This window comes from Spirulina sp. LEGE 11439 (assembly GCF_059821285.1).
Genome location: NZ_JCAMRX010000026.1, coordinates 33,728 through 55,782, shown reverse-complemented (window position 1 = coordinate 55,782; position 22,055 = coordinate 33,728). Strand labels below are relative to the sequence as shown.

19 protein-coding genes are annotated in these 22,055 nt (G+C 42.9%); 9 read left to right on the top strand and 10 right to left on the bottom strand.

What is annotated here, in order from left to right; all coding sequences use genetic code 11:
* Nucleotides 1-61: 61 nt before the first annotated feature.
* A complete protein-coding gene (gene trmD / locus AC6RV6_RS17325) occupies nucleotides 62-805 on the bottom strand; it encodes a tRNA (guanosine(37)-N1)-methyltransferase TrmD (protein WP_500242134.1) in 744 nt (247 codons plus the stop codon).
* A gap of 127 nt (nucleotides 806-932) precedes the next feature.
* On the opposite strand from trmD, the gene AC6RV6_RS17320 reads away from it, so the two are divergent.
* The 7 genes from AC6RV6_RS17320 (at nucleotide 933) to AC6RV6_RS17290 (ending at nucleotide 8,861) form a co-directional block, all read left to right on the top strand.
* Entirely contained in the window at nucleotides 933-1,943 is a 1,011-nt protein-coding gene (locus tag AC6RV6_RS17320) for a glucokinase (protein ID WP_500242133.1), read from the top strand.
* Nucleotides 1,944-2,056: 113 nt separating this feature from the next.
* A complete protein-coding gene (locus AC6RV6_RS17315; RefSeq protein WP_500242132.1) occupies nucleotides 2,057-2,680 on the top strand; it encodes a hypothetical protein in 624 nt (207 codons plus the stop codon).
* 16 nt (nucleotides 2,681-2,696) lie between these two features.
* Nucleotides 2,697-3,407, top strand: a complete 711-nt coding sequence (locus AC6RV6_RS17310) for a DNA alkylation repair protein (protein WP_500242131.1) — start codon at nucleotides 2,697-2,699, stop codon at nucleotides 3,405-3,407.
* 75 nt (nucleotides 3,408-3,482) lie between these two features.
* Nucleotides 3,483-3,719 (top strand): 50S ribosomal protein L28, encoded by a 237-nt coding sequence (gene rpmB / locus AC6RV6_RS17305; RefSeq protein ID WP_500242130.1) that lies wholly within the window; start codon nucleotides 3,483-3,485, stop codon nucleotides 3,717-3,719.
* Between the two features lie 200 nt (nucleotides 3,720-3,919).
* Nucleotides 3,920-5,185, top strand: a complete 1,266-nt coding sequence (gene hisS, locus AC6RV6_RS17300; RefSeq protein WP_500242129.1) for a histidine--tRNA ligase — start codon at nucleotides 3,920-3,922, stop codon at nucleotides 5,183-5,185.
* 53 nt (nucleotides 5,186-5,238) lie between these two features.
* The gene (locus AC6RV6_RS17295; protein ID WP_500242128.1) at nucleotides 5,239-8,343 is read left to right on the top strand and encodes a hypothetical protein; all 3,105 of its coding nucleotides are present in this window, start codon (nucleotides 5,239-5,241) and stop codon (nucleotides 8,341-8,343) included.
* Nucleotides 8,344-8,399: 56 nt separating this feature from the next.
* On the top strand, nucleotides 8,400-8,861 hold the full coding sequence (locus AC6RV6_RS17290) for a protein tyrosine phosphatase family protein (RefSeq protein WP_500242127.1): 462 nt from the start codon (nucleotides 8,400-8,402) through the stop codon (nucleotides 8,859-8,861).
* Nucleotides 8,862-8,992: 131 nt separating this feature from the next.
* On the opposite strand, the gene AC6RV6_RS17285 is transcribed toward AC6RV6_RS17290, so the two are convergent.
* The 3 genes from AC6RV6_RS17285 to AC6RV6_RS17275 all read right to left on the bottom strand — a co-directional run bounded on the left by AC6RV6_RS17285 (nucleotide 8,993) and on the right by AC6RV6_RS17275 (nucleotide 15,092).
* Nucleotides 8,993-11,500, bottom strand: coding sequence for a CHAT domain-containing protein (locus AC6RV6_RS17285; RefSeq protein WP_500242126.1), 2,508 nt, complete (start codon nucleotides 11,498-11,500; stop codon nucleotides 8,993-8,995).
* 202 nt (nucleotides 11,501-11,702) lie between these two features.
* Nucleotides 11,703-14,603 carry a calcium-translocating P-type ATPase, PMCA-type gene (locus AC6RV6_RS17280; protein ID WP_500242125.1) on the bottom strand — a complete coding sequence of 967 codons (2,901 nt, stop codon included), beginning with the start codon at nucleotides 14,601-14,603 and terminating at the stop codon, nucleotides 11,703-11,705.
* Nucleotides 14,604-14,783: 180 nt separating this feature from the next.
* On the bottom strand, nucleotides 14,784-15,092 hold the full coding sequence (locus AC6RV6_RS17275; RefSeq protein WP_500242124.1) for a hypothetical protein: 309 nt from the start codon (nucleotides 15,090-15,092) through the stop codon (nucleotides 14,784-14,786).
* Nucleotides 15,093-15,180: 88 nt separating this feature from the next.
* On the opposite strand from AC6RV6_RS17275, the gene AC6RV6_RS17270 reads away from it, so the two are divergent.
* Complete coding sequence (locus AC6RV6_RS17270) at nucleotides 15,181-15,906, top strand: IS1 family transposase (RefSeq protein ID WP_500242123.1); 726 nt, start codon at nucleotides 15,181-15,183, stop codon at nucleotides 15,904-15,906.
* Here AC6RV6_RS17270 and AC6RV6_RS17265 read toward each other — a convergent pair.
* The 5 genes from AC6RV6_RS17265 to AC6RV6_RS17245 form a co-directional block, all read right to left on the bottom strand.
* A complete protein-coding gene (locus AC6RV6_RS17265; protein ID WP_500242122.1) occupies nucleotides 15,892-16,125 on the bottom strand; it encodes a hypothetical protein in 234 nt (77 codons plus the stop codon). The two genes, AC6RV6_RS17270 and AC6RV6_RS17265, sit on opposite strands and share 15 nt — an antisense overlap.
* Nucleotides 16,122-16,499 carry a DUF2281 domain-containing protein gene (locus AC6RV6_RS17260; RefSeq protein ID WP_500242121.1) on the bottom strand — a complete coding sequence of 126 codons (378 nt, stop codon included), beginning with the start codon at nucleotides 16,497-16,499 and terminating at the stop codon, nucleotides 16,122-16,124. The genes AC6RV6_RS17265 and AC6RV6_RS17260 overlap by 4 nt, the downstream gene beginning before the upstream one ends.
* 184 nt (nucleotides 16,500-16,683) lie before the next feature.
* Complete coding sequence (locus tag AC6RV6_RS17255; protein ID WP_500242120.1) at nucleotides 16,684-17,097, bottom strand: type II toxin-antitoxin system VapC family toxin; 414 nt, start codon at nucleotides 17,095-17,097, stop codon at nucleotides 16,684-16,686.
* Nucleotides 17,094-17,402: a hypothetical protein gene (locus AC6RV6_RS17250; protein ID WP_500242119.1), complete on the bottom strand. Its 309-nt coding sequence runs from the start codon at nucleotides 17,400-17,402 to the stop codon at nucleotides 17,094-17,096. The genes AC6RV6_RS17255 and AC6RV6_RS17250 overlap by 4 nt, the downstream gene beginning before the upstream one ends.
* 344 nt (nucleotides 17,403-17,746) lie before the next feature.
* The gene (locus tag AC6RV6_RS17245; protein ID WP_500242118.1) at nucleotides 17,747-18,136 is read right to left on the bottom strand and encodes a hypothetical protein; all 390 of its coding nucleotides are present in this window, start codon (nucleotides 18,134-18,136) and stop codon (nucleotides 17,747-17,749) included.
* Between the two features lie 283 nt (nucleotides 18,137-18,419).
* Here AC6RV6_RS17245 and queA point away from each other — a divergent pair, with 283 nt between their 5' ends.
* Nucleotides 18,420-19,541: a tRNA preQ1(34) S-adenosylmethionine ribosyltransferase-isomerase QueA gene (queA, locus tag AC6RV6_RS17240; RefSeq protein ID WP_500242117.1), complete on the top strand. Its 1,122-nt coding sequence runs from the start codon at nucleotides 18,420-18,422 to the stop codon at nucleotides 19,539-19,541.
* 6 nt (nucleotides 19,542-19,547) lie between these two features.
* Here queA and AC6RV6_RS17235 read toward each other — a convergent pair whose 3' ends face one another.
* Nucleotides 19,548-21,851 (bottom strand): transglutaminase TgpA family protein, encoded by a 2,304-nt coding sequence (locus tag AC6RV6_RS17235; RefSeq protein ID WP_500242116.1) that lies wholly within the window; start codon nucleotides 21,849-21,851, stop codon nucleotides 19,548-19,550.
* Nucleotides 21,852-22,055: the final 204 nt, after the last annotated feature.

Sequence of the window (22,055 nt, the reverse complement as noted above, 5' to 3'; positions counted from 1 at the left end):
ACTTTTTCAATTGGAGCAAAACAGTCAAATCTTGACTGGGATTGAGTGTTTTCCCTGACGTTTATCTTAATGATTTGTTCTCCAAATTTGAAGCCCCCGAGGGGGAATCCCTCTCATTGTTTTTCTGCCAAGCTGCCCACAGATCGGGACGACAAGTGCGGGTTTTCTCGATTTGTCGTTCTTTTCTCCATTGAGCGATCGCGGCGTGATTTCCCGATCGCAAAACTTCGGGGACTTCCCAATCGCGAAAAACAGCAGGGCGAGTATATTGAGGATAGTCAAGCAATCCAGCCTCAAAACTTTCGGCTTTTAAGGATTCTTCTTTCCCTACGGTACCCGGACGCAGGCGAATCACGCCATTAAGTAAGGCGAGAGCAGGGATTTCCCCACAAGTTAAGACAAAATCTCCCAAGGAAACTTCTCGGTTAATGAGATGCTGACGGATGCGATCGTCTACTCCTTCATAATGTCCGCAGATGAGAATCAATTGCTCGTAATTTTGTGATAATTCGAGCAATGTTTCTTGGTTGAGAGGTTTGCCTTGAGGAGACATGAGAATAATTTCTCGTCGGGGTAAAACCGGCAAAGATTCTACCGCCGCAAACAAGGGGTCGGGTTTGAGTAACATCCCCACTCCTCCCCCATAAGGCTCATCATCAACGCGCTTGTGTTTGTCCGTCGCGAAATCTCTGGGATTGATTAAATTAACGGTAGCAATTTGTTTTTCTATGGCTCGTCCTAATAAACTTGCTTGGAGAGGAGATGTAAAAAATTCTGGAAAGAGAGTAACAATATCAAAACGCATCTTTTCAATGAACAATGAGCAATTATTAATGAACGGTTATTCAGATATTTTTTGCATAAGTCATGAACGGTTATACGGTATCATTATTCGTTGGTAAGCAGCAAAATTAAAGAGGAAGGCGGGTAAGATGACTTTACTCCTAGCCGGTGATATCGGCGGCACGAAGACGATTTTACAGGCTGTTGAAGCAACTGACGCGGGATTAATACCACTGTTTGAGGAAAAGTACCCCAGCCAAGATTTTACCGATCTCGTGCCGATCGCTCAGCAATTTCTCGCGAGTGCCGCTCGGGAAGCGGGCAAGGAATTACGGCCGGAAAAAGCCTGTTTTGCGATCGCGGGTCCGGTGGCCGATGATAAGTGTATTTTAACTAATCTCAGTTGGGTTTTAGACGGTCGGCGCTTGGAGAAGGATCTCGGGATTGCCAAAGTTAGTTTGATTAATGATTTTGCTGCGATCGGTTATGGGGTTTTGGGATTAAAACCGGAGGACATTCACAGTTTACAAGATGTTCCGGTTGATAAGACGGCCCCGATCGCCATTCTCGGGGCGGGGACGGGTTTGGGGGAAGGGTTTGTCATTCCTCAAGGCGATCGTTATCGGGTATTTGCGTCAGAAGGCGGACACGCGGATTTTGCCCCTCGTAACGAACGAGAGTTTCAGTTATTACAATATTTTCACGCGGTGCGAAAATTAAAACGAGTGTCGGTGGAACGAGTGGTTTCGGGGATGGGAATTGCAGCAATTTACGAGTTTTTAAAGTCTTTGGGAGAGACTCCCGAATCGCCGGACATTGGGGCAGCGATCGCCCAAGAAGATGCGGATATTGGGGCAATTGTTTCTCGAGGAGCGACGGAAAAAGGCGATATTTTATGCAAGGAAACCTTAAATTTATTTATTGAGGCTTATGGAGCAGAAGCAGGGAATTTAGCCTTAAAATTATTACCTTACGGGGGATTATATATCGCGGGAGGTATTGCAGCAAAAATTCTCCCCGTACTCCAAGAAGGCAAGTTTATGACGGCTTTTAAAACGAAAGGTCGGGTCAGTCCGATTCTCAATAATGTTCCCATTCACGTTATTTTAAATCCGCAGGTAGGTTTGTTGGGTGCGGGGATTTGTGCGAATCAATTGTAAATTTACAATATTGTAAATAGGGGGAGATTGCATCATGGTAAATTCCACAATAGCAGGAAATTGCTATTATAAATATTATCGGTGGAAAATAAATTGAGTTTAATCTCGCGCAGATGAAAGATTGGAATATCGAGTTTGCCTCCTCTAGACAAAGAAACCAAGTTATTTATAAAGAGGTCAAATATGATTGGTTGAAGGCATACAAAACATCACAAAATATAGAACATCCTTGGTATAGATGTCAGGCATTATCTGCTATTGCCGAAAATGCTAGCGGTGCGACAAAAAAGCAAGCAAGGCTAACAAGACAAAAAATCTTACTGGAGGCAATTAAAGCTGCTTTCAAATGTCATGATGAAAATCGACGAGTGTCAGCTGCTATGTGGCCGTTAAGCATTGCGATAAAGTATAATTTCCGACGGATAGCACAAGATTTAATTGTAAGGTGCATATCAGAAATTAAGCAAGATTCTCATCCTATTAGTCGATGGGATGCGTCTACAAATATTTTATACTGTATTTTGGATGCAGATTATCTTATGGACATTTTTGAAACCGTATTTATAGAATACACTCAACAAGGTCATGGTTGGAGAATGGAACGCACGCTCAAATTTTTGTTACAGGATGAGAAAATTCAGAATCGATCTAATCTACATGATTATTTAGTTCGTAGAAAACAGGCAATTGATGATTGGAAAGCCACAAATACACTAATGAAAAACACAAAAAACTAAATTCTCGCTATCCACAATGCTGGCCAACCTCGAAACCGAATTACAACAACTTGCCAAACCTCAAAAAGCCAAAGAACTGAGCCGATTTTTTAAAACTGGAAAAGGAGAATATGGTGAGGGAGATGTTTTTTTAGGGATTACCGTTCCTCAACAGCGCAAAGTTGCCAAAAAATATAAAAATCTTTCTTTCTCAGACATTGAAACACTTTTAAGCAGCGAAATTCACGAGTATCGATTTACCGCTTTGGTTATTTTGTGCGATCGCTTTTCCCAATCTCCTCTCAATACCCAAAAAGAAATCGTAGAATTTTATTTAGCCCACAGCGATCGCGTCAACAATTGGGATCTCGTGGATACATCAGCTTATAAAATTTTAGGGGCATATTTGTACGAAAAAGATTGTACTGTTTTATATGAATTGGCGCGATCGCAAAATCTTTGGCAGCAGAGAATTGCGATCGTGGCGACTTACTATTTCATCAAACGCGATCGCTTGAGCGAAACCCTAGAAATCTCAGAAATTCTTCTTAACCATCCCCACGATCTCATTCACAAAGCGGTAGGCTGGATGCTGCGAGAGGTAGGAAAACGAGATAAAACGACTGAAAAAGCATTTTTGGACAAATATGCAGGTAAAATGCCGAGAACTATGTTGCGTTATGCGATCGAAAAATTGACACCTGAGGAGAGAAAAGCCTATTTGCAGCAAAAAGATCGGGAAAATTGAAGCATCGTGACAGAGCTTGGGGTAAGATGGGAGATCGCGATCGCTAATAAGTTCATAAAATCTGGAGGAATTATTATGTCCCGTAGATGCCAAATGACCGGGAAAAAAGCCAATAACGGCTATGCAGTGTCCCACTCTCACCGCAGAAACAAAAAATTACAGCAAGCCAATTTACAGTGGAAGCGGATCTGGTGGGCAGAAGGCAATCGTTGGATTCGTATTAAACTCTCCACTAGAGCTTTGAAAACCGTTCAGAAACATGGTTTGCAAGCAGTTGCCAAAGAAGCAGGAATCAATCTGAATAAATTCTAGATCTCGCTTTTTGCCAAAGCCAAACCGTAAATGTAGTAAATGTAGGGTGTGTTAGCGCAATAAAATGAAGCGTAACGCACCTACTTTTTAGAGAATTTTTTATGCGATCGAATATTGTCAGGGCGTTCAATTGAACGTCCCGACCGACAGGATAAAAAGATATCCCAACAGACTAACAAACAACCAAAATCAATAACAAAATGGGTGAAATTCAAGCATTACGGGGAACTCAAGACATTCTCCCTCAAGAAATCAGGTATTGGCAGCAGATTGAAGCAACCGCAAGAGATATTTTTGCCAAAGCTATTTATCAAGAAATTCGCCCCCCCATTATCGAACAAACCGAACTTTTCGAGCGGGGGATCGGGGAAGCAACAGATGTAGTCGGCAAAGAAATGTACACCTTTCGCGATCGCGGCGATCGCTCCATTTCCCTGCGTCCGGAACTCACAGCAGGAGTCGTCCGCGCCTTCATCGAGCATAATTTTGGCGCGGGAGTTCATCGCTTGTGGTACGCCGGCCCTGTTTTTCGCTACGAACGCCCAGGAGCCGGACGACAGCGCCAATTTTATCAAATTGGCATGGAAAATATCGGCAGCCAAGACCCTCGATCCGATGTGGAAGTTATAGCGATCGCCCTGCAATTATTTCAGGATTTGGGCTTAAAAAGCCTGACACTAGACTTAAATTCAGTGGGACGAGGGCCAGATCGCCAACGCTATCGAGAAGCCTTGGTGAGCTTTCTCACCCCCTATAAAGAAGAATTAGACAAGGACTCCCAAGACCGTCTCGATCGCAACCCTTTAAGAATCCTAGACAGCAAAGACAAGCGCACTCAAGAAATTGTCGCCGATGCACCCAGCCTTTTAGATTACTTAGGAGACGAATCTCGCCAGCACTTCGATCGCGTCCGGCAAATGTTAAGCGATTTAGAGATTTCCTATCGCCTCAATCCCTTTTTAGTCAGAGGTTTGGACTATTATACTCACACTGCTTTTGAAATTAAAGCCGCAAGTTTGGGCAACGAAGCAACCGTATGCGGCGGCGGTCGCTATGATGGGCTAGTCGCGGAATTAGGAGGTAAGGACACCCCGGCTGTCGGTTGGGCGCTAGGAATGGAGCGTTTGGTCTTGCTGCTGAAACAATTAGAAACCGAGCAAACCCCCCCCTTAGACTTTTATCTGGTTTCTCGAGGCGATCGCGCCGAGTCCCAAGCATTAGTTTTAGCGCAAAAGTTGCGTTATTTTGGCTTCAGCGTAGAATTAGACCTAAGCGGTGCAGCTTTTGGAAAACAATTCAAACGCGCCGATCGCAGTAAAGCCACGGCCTGCTTGGTCATTGGGGATGCCGAAGCGGAAAATCAAACCGTAAATTTGAAGTGGATGGCGACCCAAAAACAAGAAGCGATCGCGCAAAGTCAATTGTTAACCATGACAGACACCCTCAAAGACCAAATGAAACGATAAAAAATTGAATTTTTATCTTTCATCTTTTATCCTTCATTCTTCATTCTCGATCGATGGACTCTTGGGAATTTCTCATTCAGAAGAAGGGGACTCGCTCTTGGCTTCCTCTTAAGCGCAGGAGACTTAAAATTGAAGCAGGCATCTACCGAATTGTTGCCCAATCTTGTCGTGCCAATGTTGATGTAGAAATTCGGGTGATTCATCGTACCATTGATGAAATCCCCCCCAAGCGGCGATCGCAAAAACGGACTTGTCGCACGTCCAAAGAAGGATTGATGATCGCCATTCCTTTTACTTACATTCGCCCTGGTTTTTGGGAATTTCGCTCCACTTGCGAGAAAATGAACGAAATTCAAGGGAAACCTTGGCAAGAAATCGTTCAACTAGAAGTCATCCCCGCTAAAGTCATTGAGAAAAAAGAGAAAAAGAATTCTCCTTCTACCCAAACGAAAAAACCTTCAGAAAAAGTTGTTCGGCAAGTTGAATCAATTAACAGTCACCAGTCACCAGTCACCAGTCACCAGTCACCAGTCACCAGTCACCAACGTGGACTGAGCGAAGTCGAAGCGTCATCAGTTCAGAAAGAATTTGTACAAACTAATTTAGAACAATCGGATGCAACGATCGCAGCAAAATCTCAACCGAAAGTCGAAAATATAGGACAACAAGAAACCAAGACGACTTCTCCCTCTAAGGATCGGGTTGAAGTTCATCACCAGACAGAGATTGCAACTCATGCGATCGCGGCCAATTTAGAAAAAATTGAAGAGACAATTACCTCTAAATCAAAATCCCCAGTTGTTAATCAGCGATCGTCAAAATATTTAGAAGAATCTGAAGAAGCGATCGAGCCGATAAGCCAACAACAAATAACCAATGATAATGATGCTCATTCTCTTCTAGAACAGTCGATCCAAAATTTAGAACAGATTCTACAACAAGTTAGCGAACCTGAACCTACAATACAACCCGAAACACAATCGCAGGAACCTTTAAAACTCGAGCAAAAAGATTCTCAAATCGAATCATCTCTCCCCTCTCTTTCTGTCGCAACAAAAGACGATTTAGAAGGAATTAAATTCCCTAATGATTTAGCAATTAGCTTACTACAAGATCATTTCATCCGACGCAAAGATGAACCGCTTCTAATTTCCGGTCATGTCAACTCTTTAGATCTGAGTCAAACCAGTATCCTCGATTCTGGATTTGAGGGAGTTTTGCATTATGAATTGCGCGATCCTCACGGTACGGAACTATTACTTGATGTTTGCCAACCCCTCAGCGACGCAACAATTCCTCTCGTATTTAACTATTTATTAGACATTCCCACAGAGTACGATACGCGCTTAATTTTAGGGGAAGTTGTTCTCGAAGTGTTCATCGATCGCGGGGACGGACGTGCGAAAAAAACGGCTCGCTTGGCCAGTCAAACCTTTTCGATTACGGCAGGTTTAGATGATTTACTCGAGGCGATTGCCAATCCCATTGAAACCGAAAATCCCGCTCGAGTCAAACATCTCAATAATTTTTCCGAGGAGCAAGAAAGTGAAACAACTCCTGTCAATGCTGAGTTTCTCGATCTAACCAAACGCGAGATCGAATCGCGACCTTTTGAGCCGATAGAACGACAAATTTTACCGCCAAAATTGTCTCTATCTAGACCAAAAAAATCAGCGAAAATAAAAAATATCGATCTACCGAATTTTAGTTCGCCTCCTCCTCGAGATTCTGCATATCACACTTATAATGTCTCTTCCTTGTCACCAGATTTCTTGAATTCTCTCAAAAATGAGTCTTCGTCCGAGGAAAAGCGATCGGATACAGAAAATAGTGTTTCTCCTGCCACGATTTCAAAAAGCGATCTGGCCGATAATACGCCAGAAGAAGAAACCGATAAAATTGAAGCTCCCAATCTCGAAAAAGAGGAAATATTGACAGAGGGTTTAGAAAATCAAAATGATACCTCTGAGAGCAACAGCGATCAACCTTCAGACGCAGAATATATTGCAGAAATCGATGAAAATTCAGAAGAAGAGCAAGACGATCGCTCATTTCAAAAAGTGAAAATGCAGGGTAGATTTTGGAAACAAATTAACCTGATGAAAGTTGACGAAGAAGTGAATGAGGAATTGGTAGAATGGTTGCAAGCTCATCCAGTACGATCGCAAAATAGTGAAGAGACTTCAGAAAATAAACAGAAAAAGAATGATTTAGAGGAAACGGCTCAACGCTTAGCCGAGAAAGCTGAAGTATTACAAGAGCTTGCAGAAGAAGAACGCAGTGCGGTTTTAGCGGATATTGCCGAGGAATTAGAACTGAGTGAAGAAACGCCAGAAGTAGAAATATTAGAAAAGTTAGCCAAAGAAGCTGAATTTTTAAAGAAATTAGCCGCAGAGATTGATGAAAAGGAAAATAGTTCTTCCGAGAAGCAACCCGATCGCGATATATTAAGAGCGCCGGAAATTCCTTCTCCAAACAAAGAAGAAGAAGAAGAGGTACAAGTTGCAGAAGTCACGATCGATCGCACGAATCATGAATTTGTGGTTGATGATGAGGAAGATGAAATAGATGAAGCGGTTGCAATTGGGAGTGCATTACCGAAACACGATAGCTCCGGTTTACCTTATCCCGTAGGAATACAAAGTTTAGTCACTTCGCGATCGATGCCATTTTCTCCACCTATTGAAAAGAATCGCGAAGAAGTCGCAATTTCCGAGATGCGCCCAGAATTTTCTCCTCAACAAAGTAGTACTCTCGTCACTCAAGCCCAGTCTTTAATTCCTCATCAATTACGTCAGGAAATTGCCGTCCCAACTCCGATTTTAGATGTTCCCAGTGGAGAATTATCGGGAGGAGAATTAGTTTTAATTCGCGTCAGATTGCCTGCTTATCCGGGGTCAATTTATGTTAAACTGTGGGTACAAGATCGAGAAACGCGACAGTTATTAGACGGGCCGCGTGCTTTTGTTGACTTTACATGGAATCATGCAGGAGAGTTGGAAACCTTAACGCAATTAATTGTTCCAGTTGCCAGTCTTTCCATTCGTTTTGAAGCGATCGCGATCGATGTGGAAACGCAAAGGGAAAGTCATAAAGCCATTTGCGATCGCACGGTGATTCCTCCAGAGTTTCAACAAAAGTCTTTTGAAATGATTTAATTCCTCCTAACCTTCCCTTTCAAAGAGAAGGAAAGAATTTTTTATTGGAGTCTGCAATGAGTAAAATTCAACTCGATAGTATTTATAATTTCGTACAGATTAGCGATCGTCTTGCGACTGCGGGACAACCCACAGAAGAACAATTTGCAGAGGTTAAAAATGCCGGCTATGATGTAATTGTTAATCTCGCTCTTCCCACCTCAACCAATGCGATCCCTAATGAAGCAGAGATCGTCGAGCGCAATGAGATGGAATACGTTCATATTCCGGTAATTTGGGAAAACCCCACGTTAGAAGATTTTCAAAAATTTGTTGAGGTCATGCAACGCAATTCAGAGCGTAAAGTATTGGTACATTGCGCGATGAATATGAGAGTTTCCGCGTTTGTTTATTTGTATCGTCGAGTCTGCGATCGCGTGGAAGAGAAGGAAGCAAAACAGGTTATTGAGAAAATCTGGACTCCCAATGAGGTTTGGCAAGCATTTATAGAAAAAGTACAAAAGAATTATACAAATTAGCCTTTTGAGCTTCCTAAATCTCTCAATGCTGATGGACTGTGAAGAATTTTCCTTGAAGCGTGCGATCGCTGAGAAAGGTAATATCAAGGGCTTAGAATTATAGCCAAGGTTCAAATCCTGTCATCCTGATTTCAGCGCCAATAGCCAACCAAGATAAACGGAGCCCAATAATAGGGGTGCTGGTAGGTTGGTTCTTGTAAAAGGGAAAGTTGAGCCTGACGCAAGGCTCGAGCGCGATCGCCTTTGAATTGGGCGAGAAATCGATAAAATGTCACCATTAGTTTGGCCGTAGACTCATCATTGACCGACCATAAACTCGCAAGGGTCGATCGCGCGCCCGAGCGCACGGAAATTCCCGCCAGTCCTAACGCGGCGCGATCGTCTCCTTTGGCGGTTTGACAAGCACTTAAAACGAGAAGTTCGATGGGGGTAAAGCTACCGCTCTCTCGCTCCCACAGCAGATTAGCAAAGGTTTTGAGATCTAAGGGTCCATCCCACAGAAGTAAAAAAGTCTCCTCGAGCCGAGAACTAAATTGACCGTGGGTGGCGAGATGCAAAATCGGAAAAGGGCGATCGTTGAGAACTTGTTGGAGATTTGCGGCGGTAAACTGCTCGTTGAGGAGAACTTCTGAGGATAATTGCCTGCCGATCTGCGTGATTTCTTCTGCTACTGCGGGTAAGGGCGTAAAAGGTTCTCGGGCTTCGCTCAACCCGGCGGCGATCGCTTGCAATGCTAATTGTTTTGGCGATCGTTCGACTAATAATTGCAATCCTGGAATTAAGACTAATTCGTATTGTTCTAATAAATAACGCTCCCTATCGTGGAGGACAGCCATAGGAATGTTTTGCAAAGCGCCATCAAGAATAAAAGCAAGGGTGGAAATTTCGTTGGTTTTCAACTCACTTTCAATGGGTTGAATAATTTGTTCGTATAACTTTTGAGCGTAGGGAAGATGATATTGAGAGGAAAAAATGGGACTGAAAGATTGACGCAATTGTACGGTCAATTCTTTGAGTTCTGTGGGAGAAATGTGGATGGGATAATGATGCAATTTTCCATTGGGAAGAGAAACAAGAATTTCGATGCGATCGCGCACAATTATCGTGTAGATGACGGCCAGTTTTGTTTCCGATTCTTCCAGAGATTGGTGGATCAAGCAAACTTCTTGGAGAAAGTCTTCTAATTCCGCGACGCGCAATCCTTCTATGGCTTTCTTAACGTCTTGAAGTTGTTGGTTTGAAGGCTGAGATTGCAATTGTAAAGCGATATAGCTGCGATAAATCGGTTCGATGCGATCTCGAAAGTTGTAGCGAATTTTGGGGTTTAAACCGATTAAATCTCGACGCAATTTTTCAAAGGTAGAAATTGCGTCTTGATAAGCAGCGATCGCGGCTGCAGTTTCTCCTTGAATTTCTAAAAAATGCGCCAATTGTCCTTGCCATTCATAGAGAAATTCTAAGTCTCTAGTGAGATCGATCGCCTGTTGGGTTAAGACGATCGCTTCTTGAATGCGATCGCTTTCTCCATAAAGAGATCCCAGCATGCCTAAAATCTGCGATTCTGCTCTAGAATTGCCGATTATTTTAGCTTGGCGATGCAGGGTTGCAAGGCGAGCGGCTATTTCACTATATTCTGCAAAATTTTCTCGTTTTTGGTGGAGTTGCAGCCAACTGCGATAAATATTAAGTTGGGCATAAATTGCGGTTTCTGAGGCTGGAAGTGATGCCATTAATGAGCGAATGTTTGCGAAAAGAATCTCGGCTTCTGCAAATTTTTCGCTTTCAACCAGCAAGCTGAATTGATTGGCAAAACTTTCCATTGCAATGATAATATCTTCGGGATTATCTTGCGTATAAGCTATTTTAGCGGCTTTTTTATACAATTCCAAGGCTTGGCTTTCCTCTCCTAAAAATCGCTCTGTATTGCCTAAAACTAAAAGGCTTTGGGCAATTTCTGAAGGGCGATCGAGAGTTTGAAAAATGGCTAAACTTGCCGCGATCGCTTCTCTCGATTGTTCTAAACTTCCCAAGGCTTGCAAAGATACCCCCAAACTCCTCAATCCCAAGCCTTTTAAAAGCAGATCGGGTTCTTCTGCGATCGCTTGCAAAACTAACGCAAAGGTTTCTGCATCGATCGCTTTACAACGCACATGTTTAACCCCAAAGGCTCTCAAAATGCGATCGCAAGCGAGGCGATAATTGCCTATTTCTTCTAAAACTTGAGCCTGATTAATTTGACTGCCTAATTGTCCGATTCTATCATGCGTTTGTCGATATAATGTTTCGGCAATTTCCCAATTCACAAGAGCTTCATCGAGTTGTCCTCGGGTGAATTGCAAGCGAGCGAGAGTATTCTGTATACTTGCTAAAAGTATGGATGGAGACTGACTTTGTAAGAGAGCGATACTTTGTCGTATTATTCCTTCGGCTTCTTCATATTGACCCAATGCTTGATAACTCCAACTGAGATAAAGTAAACTTCTCGCTTGTTCGTTAATTTTTCCTTGTTGTGCAAAGGCGTGAGAAGCAGTTTGCAAAGTTGCGATCGCTTCTATTAATTGTCCGGTTTCGTATTGCTGTTTTCCTCGTTCTAAGAGACTATTTGTAGCATTTTCTGCTCGTATTATTTCGCGAGCCAATGATTGAGATGTAACCGCCAGACCAATTCCCAGAAAACACGATATCAAAATCACTATCTCTACAAAATTTTTCCAATTGTCTTTTCTGCGATCTTTTTTCACTTAAAAGAAAACTCCATGCAGCGATCTTTATATATATATATTTTTTTTGTTTGTAATACAGATTATATCAAAAAAGGGCAGGCATTGCCCACCCTAATAATTATACTTGTTTTGCTTTCCTTCGTGCGAGCGATCGCATAATTTCACCAATCCAGAGAACATTCGAAGTTCCGCCAATAATTGTGAGCCAATCTATCCCTGAAAGAGGAACAGTGCGAAAGAAATCGCCGCCAAATTGTACCATCAAAACTTGCCCAAAGAAAACGATCGCGGCAATTGCCAAGAATCCTTTATTTTCACCTAGATTTACCAAGGCTGACTCTTTTAACCCGAAACATTTTGCATTAAATAAGTTCCAGAATTGCAGCATAACAAAGGTAGTAAAAAACAGAGATAATTCGTAAGCAGTCACAATGCCATCCCTTTGAATATAAATCAAGAAACCAACGAGAAAAGCAAGGAAAATTGGCGCAACTGAGAAGATATTCACTGCCATTGACTTCGAGATAATGAACGCTTCTGAATTACGTGGAGGGTTGTCCATAACTTTCTCATTTGGCGGCTCTGTTGCCAATGCTAAGGCAGCAAAAGTATCCATAATTAAATTAACCCACAATAGTTGAACCACAGTTAAAGGAAGATTAATTCCAATAAAAGGTCCCAGTAAAGCAATGCCACAAGCTGCAACATTAATGGTTAATTGAAATAGGATAAATTTCTGGATATTTTGGTAAAGAGAACGCCCCCACATGACTGCATTTTCGATGCTTTTGAAAGAATGGTCAAGGATAATGATATCACTTGCTTCTTTAGCAACAGAAGTGCTATTTTGTCCCATCGCCAACCCAACTTGTGCCTGATTGAGTGCGGGTGCATCATTTGTTCCATCTCCAGTCACGGCTACGACTTCACCATTCTCTTGTAACAGTTTAACCAAACGTTGTTTATCACTAGGACGGGCGCGAGAGAGAACTTTTACCTGTTGAACTGCTTGTTTTGCAGCTTCGTCATTCAATTGCGCTAATTCTTGTCCAGTAAGATAGTATTCTGCTCCATCTGTTTCTGAAATCAAGCCAATTTGACGAGCAATTTCTTTGGCAGTGAGAGGATTATCTCCTGTGACGATTTTAACTTGAATTCGCGCATTTTTGCAGGCTTCAATGGCAGCAGGAACATCGGGACGAATGGGATCGGTAATGGCAACAAATCCCAACCATGTCATGTTTTGAGTTAATATTTCAATGTCTTCAACCGGTTCGATATTTTCGCGATAGGCAAATCCTAAAACTCGCATTCCTGCTTCTTCATAACTTGCTAATTTCTCCTCGATAAATTGCTTGCTGGGAATGGGTTTAACTCCAGAATTAGTCAGCATTTTATCGCAGCGATCGAGGAGGATTTCCGGCGCACCTTTGACATGCAGAATATTAGCAAAAGTGAAGGTATTAGCACTGGTGAGAGAAGATGTGCCAAGTGTTGCCATATATTTTCGTTCCGTAGAAAACGTCCACTCATCGAGAATATTGAACTTTTCTCGGACTTCTTCGTAAGCGATCGCATTCTCATCTAACCACAATAACAATGCACCTTCTGTCGGATCGCCGATAGGACGAGTTTCGCCGTTGCGTTGCAAATTTGCGGTACTGTTTGCGGCGATCGCTTCTGCAACCAACGGTAAGCGATCGGGGAAATGAGCATCATTCACGCGCATTTCATTGAGAGTGAGAGTGCCTGTTTTATCAGAACAGATAACGGTTGCTGCACCAATGGTTTCACAAGCGTGCATCCGACGCACGAGATTATTTTGTTTTGTCATTTTTCGCATACTATAAGCGAGACTGAGAATCACGCTTAATGCTAATCCTTCAGGAACAGCGACAACAATAATAGCGACAGCGATCGCAAAGTAGGTTAGGAGTGCGGTGGCTTCATCAAGAGGGATCCAGTCCATCGGCGATGCAGGAATCCAACCCATTCCCCAGCCAAATAGCAAGGCGTAACCGAAGACACTAACCCCTAACCCTAAAGTCCTCAACCAAGCAGCGAGAGTGTCATTTTCCAGCCATTCCGGGGCTTCTAAGTTGATCCCGGCTAACTCGAAACCATCGTAAATAATGGGCAACCAAACACGGCTAAGGGCGGTTAGAGTCCCGGTAGTGAGGATACTGGTAAAGTACCACTGTTGTGCTGTGAGATTAAATTCTCCAACCAGTACGCCTCGAATAACTAGAGCGAGATCGATCGCAACGGCGATGAGTAAACCCAATACCCCAATGAGGCGACTGAGGCGATCGAGTTGCTGGTTGAGAGGGGTTTCTTCTTCTGTGGTTGCGATCGCGGCGCGGGCAGTTTTTCCGATTTCGGTATTGTCGCCAACGGATAAAATTTTAATGGTAGCGTGTCCGTCTACAATCGTCGTACCGCGCAGGACAGTAGCGGGAGTATAAGTTGTCTCGAGTTCTTCGTTTTCTGCACTGGCAAATTTAGCAACGGGTTTGCTTTCTCCAGTTAAACTCGCTTCGTTAACTTGCAAAGAAACACTATTTAAAATGCGTCCATCGGCGGGAATTTCATCCCCCGTTTCCAACCAGACAATATCGCCGACAACGATATCTTTTTTAGGTACAGTGGTAAACTTGCCATTTCGCACCACTTTAACGGGAGTTTCGTTGTTAACTTGGTTGAGAATATCGAATTCTTGGTTCGCTTTATATTCGTTGATAAAGGCGACGGTAGTAGCTAAAAGAATGGCGACGATAATGCCAATTCCTTCAATATATTGCCCGTTGACGATGCCAATGGCAATGGAAATAACAGCCGCGACAACGAGAATGCGAATAATCGGATCTTCGTATTTTTCGAGGTACAATTTCCACCAAGATTCTCGTTCTGGAGGTGTGAGAATATTGCTGCCGTATTGATGGCGATTTTCGTTGGCTTCTGCGGTTGTCAGGCCTTGCAAACGTGGGGTTTGCAGCCCTTTTTCATAGGTAATGGTCATAGTTTCCTCCTGAAACAAACAGAGAGTGCGAGTTTTGCTGCTGTAACGCAAACTCACAATTCCTATGATGGTTGCAGTATGGGAGTTTGACCAGATAGAAGAGGGCAGTTTTAGGCAGGTTGAGGCAGAGGTGAAGGGCAGGGAAGTAATATAATTTAAGAACAAATAGATGCAAAAAAATTAGCTTAAAAAGTTTTTCAAATCGTTTGCTAATTTTTCAAAATCAGATTTCGTATAATTGTAAATAAAAGCACATACTTCCTTTTCAAAATCTATATTTTGATCGTTGGCATATTTAGAAAGCATCTTAAATAAATCTTTCTTACTTTTATTTTTTGTTTTCGTTTTCGTTTTATCTTTTTTTTTGTATTCATTTACTATATAATCAATGCTTGTAGTTGAAAAATATGTATCCCCAAGTTTGGGTAGTATTAAATATGTAGTGATAAGAGTTTTTTTCGGTTGATTAAGTATTAGAAAAAGAAACATCCATAATTAAAGTTAAGAAAAAATCAGGAATTCAGAACAAGAAAAAGGAGTAAAATATAAAACTGTAGATAGCAAACAACCAAAGACGATGAATGATTCTCGTCCTCCTTGTCCCTATTGTGGACATACTCATGTTGTAAAAAATGGAAGCACTCATCATAAAAAACAAAAATATCGTTGCAAAAAATGCCTGAAACAATTTGTAGAAAAAAGAGTCAAAAAATATATTAGTTTGTCAACAAAGGAGATGGTCAAAAAACTCCTTTTGGAAAGAATTTCTTTGTCAGAAATTGCTAGAGTTTTAGATATTTCGCTGACGTGGTTGCAAAAATTTGTTAATAATTTTTATCGCCAAATTCCTTGCCAAGTCAAGATTTCCGGTGAAGTCAAAGACAATTTAGTTTTAGAAATTGATGAACTATGGTCATATGTATGTAGCAAAGCTAATCAAGTTTGGATATGGCTTGTTTTAAATCGTAAAAATCGAGAAATTTTGGGCGTTGCGTTTGGCAATCGCTCTCAACAAATAGCACAAGAACTTTGGGATTCTCTCCCGGAACAATGTCGTCAATCTGCACAATGTTATACTGATTTTTGGTCAGCTTATGACAAAGTTATCCCTTCAGAACAGCATCATCCATCTGATAAATCTAGTGGGGAAACTAGCCATATCGAAAGATTTAATAATACACTTCGCCAAAGAGCATCTCGTTTGGTCAGAAAAACTCTCTCTTTTTCCAAATCTGATGCCAATCATGAAGGAGCAATTTTATATTTAATCAATCACTATAATGCTTCTTTAGTAACAACATGATTTTGTTTTCACTACATATTTATCACTACCTAGCTTGCAAAGTTGTTTCTGCATTCGCCAACCACCTCGATCGAGAGCAAGATACATTGCTTCTGCAAAACAAGCCCAAGTTGTGACGAGAGGTGTAGATATTTTAGCAAGCGTCTTGATGACAGGAATGTGTTGTGGTTGAGTAGAATCGACAAGAGCAAATAACGGCCCCGTATCGCACAACGTCATAATTGTAATCCTTGTTTGCGATATTTTTCCAGAATTGCGTCATGGTAATCGTCAGATTGTGAGCGATCGCTTACAACTTCAAGTTGTTCGACTTCTGCCAGCCACTTTTTCCATTTTGGTGATAATTGACTGGTATAATTTTGAGGATTATCTTGCTGAATATTTTGTTCGTATAACTCTGTTTCAATTTTCTCAGATGTAAGCCGATCGATCGATAAATTTCCCGCAACAGCTAATATAGGATCTTTTTGAGAGGATGGGCGATCGCTACCTTTTCGCTTAATTAAAAACTCAACAAAATTTAAAACTTCATCAAGTTCAGTTTCAGGAAGAAAATCCAATTTTTCCTCAATTCTTTCTTTAAGGGAACTCATAATTTTTTTCAATCTCACTATAAATCAATTGAATTATAACACGATCTCATTTTTTCCTGAAAGCGATCGCCTTTTTCGTTCGTAATATATTGTATTGGCTCATTCATAACAATTCTCTAACTCTCCAATATTCTATCTCTATCTAACTCCAGCTAAAAAGATTGTGCGATCGCATTCCCTCAAATCAATCTGTAAACAAAATCGTAAATCCTTCTTGAGTAAAATGGCGATCGTGAGTCAAAATTTCTGTAATTCCAAGTTTTCTCATGGTTTCCATAGAGATACAATCTATCAAACTATAACCTTTATCCGGACGACTTTCGTATAACTCTAAACCTGCGAGAAAAGATTCATGAGTTTGTTGGACAACTTCTATATTAGGATTTACAATAATGCGTCGAACAAGTTGGATCGCTCTCATTCTCATTCGACTCCCACTGGTTGAAAAAAATGTTAAAACTTCTGCTAAAACTTCCTCTGTCGTTACAACTGGAGTACGATCGAGAGTTGCTGTCACTTCAATAACACGATCGTGCCAATCGTCACCAACATTAATAGAAGCTGCCCAATAAAATGTATCTGCAAATACTTTTCTCATTGCGTTCTTTTTGGCGTTCCATAAATATAATGGTCATGTTGTTCTGCTCCATCTTGAGGTAATCGATCAATTTCTTCTGGTGTCATATCTTCTGTAAGCTCGTCAAACAATTCTAGAAGAAATTGACTCGTCGATTGAGTTTCTTGCTGCTCCTGTTTCCCAATAGAAATATCATCACTGGCAATCTCAGATGTTGTTTTTTCCTGTTTTGCTTTCACAAATTGCAAGAAATCTAGTACCTCTTTGATGAGATTATCTGGGGTACGTTCGATTTCTTGAAGGAGTTGCTCTTTTATGGGTATCATAGTTCTATTCTTCAGGCCAATATAAGCTCTATCTTCTCAATATTATAACTTTAAAACCTGTCGTCAATATTTTTCCAAAATCAACTTATGCTAGTCTTCGAGTTGGATGCGATCGCTCTCATACAAACGTCTTTGATAAGATATTAAAGACTCATGAGATATATCCCATAAGTCTTGAGGTTACTCCCCAGTCTTGCTTGTTATGTTTGCATCGGCACATTTCAACGAGTGCAAAGAATCAACAAAGATTCCTCGAAATATAGAACAAACTGCAAGCAAACAAGAAAATTTTGATCGCAATAAATGAGTTAACCATTCTCAATGGCGAACTGCGAATTATGAATTTATGCAAGAGTCTCGGGACAATAGCCCAAACCGCGAGTAAATTGGCGGCGAAAAGCCTCGATATCGGCTTTGTCGGGATCGCCGTGAGAGACAACCGCGACTTGATAGCGACGCATCACATCAATCGGAGATTGCCCAGTTTCCAAACTCCACAACGCCATTTGAATGCGAATATCGGGTTCGTAGGGAATGCCGAGTTCATTCATATAGGCAACAAAATCGCCGTGTTGTTGAGGGGTAACGGGATCGCCGAGTTTAACGCGCACGATCCAGCCATCAATTTGATGAATGACTGTGATAAACTCAGCCGACAAATGAGGAGAATCCAAGAGGTGTTCCGTGACGCGAAGGGTTAAGCTGGCATTAGCGAGGAAATACAGGTAATACATGAGCGTCCGATTGCTGCTTTCAAGCAAAGGTTATAGAAGGGGGGTATATGTTTAGTCTCCCTCGCGATCGCGACAAAACATAAGGGTAAACCCCCCCGACTTGATATAGGGGAAGTTACCCAATTTAGAAACGAGTAGAGTTAAAACAAATCACGAGATGGGACGGATTCTCTGGGGAAGTTTGCCCGCTCTAGAATAAAATTGCTATGAAGCGCCAATTTTGCTTGAAGTTTCTCTTAAGCTGTCGGTACTGTTCACTGTTCACTGTTCATTGTTCACTGTAATGACGATCGCAACGGATCGACTTTTATCCAGCTATCAGTACGAACTCCCTCGGGAGTTAATCGCCCAAACTCCCGCCACTCCGAGAGATTGCTCTCGCTTGGCGATTGTTGACTCTCCCCATACCCATCAGCACGGGATTTTCAAAGATTTGCCCAATTGGTTAAAACCGGGGGATTTATTAATCTTAAATGATACTCGTGTACTGCCCGCCCGCCTTTTCGGTCGCAAATCAACGGGGGCACCTGTCGAAATTTTGCTCTTGCGAGAAGAACGGAAAAATTGCTGGTTGGCATTAGTCAAACCCGGTAAGCGGTTTAAAATCGGGAGTGAAATTTGTTTCCGGCCGGAAGGGGAAACCGAAGGAGAAACTCAACTTTGGGCAACGACGATCGCTCGCGATACCACAATGGGGGGGCGCGTCTTAGAGTTTCACGTTCCCGAGGGGCATTCTTTCTTAGAAATGTTGGAGAAAGTAGGCAAAGTTCCCCTTCCTCCCTACGTCACCTCCCGCGAGGCGCTACCCGACCAATACCAAACCATTTACGCTAAAACCCCGGGAGCTGCCGCAGCCCCAACCGCAGGGCTGCATTTTACCGAAGATTTACTCCAACGGCTAACGGAGCGAGGCATTGCTCGCTCTCATATTACCCTGCATGTCGGTGTAGGCACTTTTCGTCCGGTGGAAGTCGAGGATATTACTCAGCACCAAATGCACTCGGAATGGGTGGAGGTGAGTGCGGAAACTGTGGAGAAAATCCAGCAAACTCGAGCGGCAGGGGGACGGACGATCGCGGTGGGAACGACGGCGATCCGCGCCTTGGAAGGGGCTGCGAATCGACAAAATGTCTCGGCAACCGAAAGAGTGCTGCGAGAGCCATTTGCGGGTCACGTGGATTTATTTATTTATCCGGGTTATGAGTGGAAAATTGTTGACGGGGCAATTACCAATTTTCACCTGCCGCGATCGAGCTTATTGATGTTAATTTCGGCACTCATCGGACGAGAAAGGCTTTTGGCGATTTATGAGGATGCGATCGCTCAAAAGTATCGCTTTTACTCTTTCGGCGATGCCATGTTAATTTTACCGGAGGCGGTGAGAATGGCGCACAGCGAACAGTGAACAATTTTATGAGCGATCGCTGATGCCTTTTCCTCGCCAAAGTTGTTGAAATTGCTGGCGTAAATGGGAGATATTGGGAGTCTTGTCTCCATAGCGCCATTGACTATAGGCATGGGAGATTTCTGTAATGATATCTGCGGTTCTTTGCTGGAGTTGTTCGCGCGTACTGACAGCATATTCTAACGGGGTTTGGGCGGGATGTTTGCGATAGCCTTTGGCGGCTAAAACTTGCAGCATTTGTTGATAGAGGCGCTCCATAGGGGGGAGTTTGGCTAAATTGCGCCATCGGTACCACGATCGCAAGCGCAATGCAGCCAGCCAACTCAAGAAGGCTAGAGCGATCGCGCCAATTAAGCCGCTAAAGAAACCAATGGCGCTACTGGAGATAAAGAGCCAAATTCGCACGGTAATCCACGCGATCGCTTGCATACTTTTCGTGACAATATAGGTCAGCAAACCTGTTACAGGAGAAGGCAACCAACCGGCAATCCAATTCCAAAATTGTCTTAAGACCCCAAAGGTTTCATTTTCTTCAAAAGAAAGAGGGACGATCTCGTGACCGGGAAGGGGATCGAAAGCAAACCAGCCGCGATCGGGAAAATAAACTTCTGTCAGGGCGTGGGCATCGGTATTGCGAACCAAGTAAAATCCGGTAAAGGGGTTAAATTGACCTGTGGCAAATCCCACGCTCAAACGAGCGGGAATACCGAGAGAACGCAACATAACGGTTAAAACCGTGGCAAAATGATCGGGATATCCCCCTTGATATTCCCCGAGGAATGTTTCGGCGAGATCTGCCCCTTCCGCAAGTTGAAAGTTTGGACGAATCTCATAATTTTGCTTGAGGGCTTGGGCAAGAAAAAGCGCCTTTTCATAGGGGTTTGTAACAGGTTTGGCGGCTTTAGAGAGCAATTCTTCAGCCTGTTGGCGAATTTTCTCCCTTGTCTCTGAGGGAAGTTGGAGATAATACTTCGTAATATTGTCGGGATAGTCAGTAGAGGCTTGCCCGAGTTGGGTGCGATCGCGGCTGGGAACGTCAGAAACAACAGTATAAGTTAAATCTTCGCTCAAAATAACCGGGGCGCGAATGCCGCCCTCAGGATCGAGAGCCACTTCAGGAGTAGGGAAATATAAAGCGCGAGCCTGACTTAAAGCCGGGATGAGATTGGGAAGATCGTCAACAATAGTATAGGTTTGGATAATCGGCCGGGTTTGACTTCGATTGTAAGGGTTTGCAATATGAAAGCGATAAGTCCACGGGGGACGACGGACGGTAAAGAGGGTCTCGTCTCGGGAAATCTCCCATCCCTTTCCCGTGTAGCGATCGAAGGCTAACACGCGCCAAAATCCGGGAGCTTGCGATCGCACCCGCATCACCACTTTTGAGGTCGAGAATCCGCTACTATTTTGACTCTGATCGATTTGCGATTGAAACCCGTAATATTGAGAATCGTCTCCGATGCTCTCTCCGGTTTCTCCCTCTCCTTCTCCCACAGTATCTTCTTCGCCATTTTGTCCGGTTCTCACCCCCGGATTAAAAATTCGGCGATTGATGTCGCTAAATCGTTCGTTATCAAATTCAATGGAAGAGGTAACGGGAAAGGTTTGTAATTGATATCCCGGAAAGCGAGGCATCAGGGCAAAAATTATTAAACCGATCGCCATGACGATCGCGCAAAAGGAAACAAGACGGGTGAGAGAAAAAGGCAATTTTCCTCCTTTTTTCTCCTGCCTTTCTGCTCCTCTCCTCCGACTTCGGATTTGGTCGAAACCAAGGCGAGAGCGATAATCAAGGACGAGGACGGGGAGGGCGATCGCTAAAAACAAGACGGGAAACGGGGCAAACACAAGAGTTTCACTTAAAGTTCCCGCCACCCCTAACAAAATTAAGCCGATGACCATAGAATACCCTAAATCCTTGCGGCGCGGTAGGTCAAAGCTGTGGAGGACTTGAAGTTGAATCAAAAGTTCGGCGAGGACAAGGCGAGTATCGTTTAAGTTATCAATTAAATTGCCAAAGAAATATACTAAAGTCCCCAACATGCCCATCGCAATGATAAATTTCATCGCGATATTGTGCTTTTTGCGCCGATACCAACTGTAGGTACTGCCCGCAAAACTGAGGGGAATCGCCCAAGTACTCATGGAGGTATCGGCAGCAATATCCGTGGCGACAATACCGATAAGCACTAAAATCTGCACTAAGATTCTTAACCCGATAGATTCTTCGGTTTGGGGTTGAGGAAGAGTTTCGAGACGCTCCCATAATTGGGCGATACCGGGGAGGCGACGCAGTTTAAAGCTATCCATGAGGGGTGGAGATTGGGTTTATCTTTTAGGGTAGCAAAAACTGACTGCGAGTATCCCTCGCTCCCAAAACTGGAAGTTAAGAGAAAATGCGATCGCATTTCCGGAAATCATTGTCAGTTGCTCTAGAAAGAAACCACATTATCGAGGGCAATCACAAGAAAGATCGCTTCCATTTCAGTATTTTTTCGGTTGACTTTATGTCAA

Coding starts and splice junctions, on each gene's coding strand:
- rpmB (WP_500242130.1), top strand. CDS start 3,483: ATGTCCCGTAGATGCCAAATGACCGGGAAAAAAGCCAATAACGGCTAT.
- AC6RV6_RS17265 (WP_500242122.1), bottom strand. CDS start 16,125: ATGACGTTGTGCGATACGGGGCCGTTATTTGCTCTTGTCGATTCTACT.
- AC6RV6_RS17270 (WP_500242123.1), top strand. CDS start 15,181: ATGAATGATTCTCGTCCTCCTTGTCCCTATTGTGGACATACTCATGTT.
- AC6RV6_RS17260 (WP_500242121.1), bottom strand. CDS start 16,499: ATGAGTTCCCTTAAAGAAAGAATTGAGGAAAAATTGGATTTTCTTCCT.
- AC6RV6_RS17235 (WP_500242116.1), bottom strand. CDS start 21,851: ATGGATAGCTTTAAACTGCGTCGCCTCCCCGGTATCGCCCAATTATGG.
- AC6RV6_RS17280 (WP_500242125.1), bottom strand. CDS start 14,603: ATGACCATTACCTATGAAAAAGGGCTGCAAACCCCACGTTTGCAAGGC.
- AC6RV6_RS17255 (WP_500242120.1), bottom strand. CDS start 17,097: ATGAGAAAAGTATTTGCAGATACATTTTATTGGGCAGCTTCTATTAAT.
- queA (WP_500242117.1), top strand. CDS start 18,420: ATGACGATCGCAACGGATCGACTTTTATCCAGCTATCAGTACGAACTC.
- AC6RV6_RS17245 (WP_500242118.1), bottom strand. CDS start 18,136: ATGTATTACCTGTATTTCCTCGCTAATGCCAGCTTAACCCTTCGCGTC.
- hisS (WP_500242129.1), top strand. CDS start 3,920: ATGGGTGAAATTCAAGCATTACGGGGAACTCAAGACATTCTCCCTCAA.
- trmD (WP_500242134.1), bottom strand. CDS start 805: ATGCGTTTTGATATTGTTACTCTCTTTCCAGAATTTTTTACATCTCCT.
- AC6RV6_RS17295 (WP_500242128.1), top strand. CDS start 5,239: ATGGACTCTTGGGAATTTCTCATTCAGAAGAAGGGGACTCGCTCTTGG.
- AC6RV6_RS17315 (WP_500242132.1), top strand. CDS start 2,057: ATGAAAGATTGGAATATCGAGTTTGCCTCCTCTAGACAAAGAAACCAA.
- AC6RV6_RS17275 (WP_500242124.1), bottom strand. CDS start 15,092: ATGTTTCTTTTTCTAATACTTAATCAACCGAAAAAAACTCTTATCACT.
- AC6RV6_RS17320 (WP_500242133.1), top strand. CDS start 933: ATGACTTTACTCCTAGCCGGTGATATCGGCGGCACGAAGACGATTTTA.
- AC6RV6_RS17290 (WP_500242127.1), top strand. CDS start 8,400: ATGAGTAAAATTCAACTCGATAGTATTTATAATTTCGTACAGATTAGC.
- AC6RV6_RS17250 (WP_500242119.1), bottom strand. CDS start 17,402: ATGATACCCATAAAAGAGCAACTCCTTCAAGAAATCGAACGTACCCCA.
- AC6RV6_RS17310 (WP_500242131.1), top strand. CDS start 2,697: ATGCTGGCCAACCTCGAAACCGAATTACAACAACTTGCCAAACCTCAA.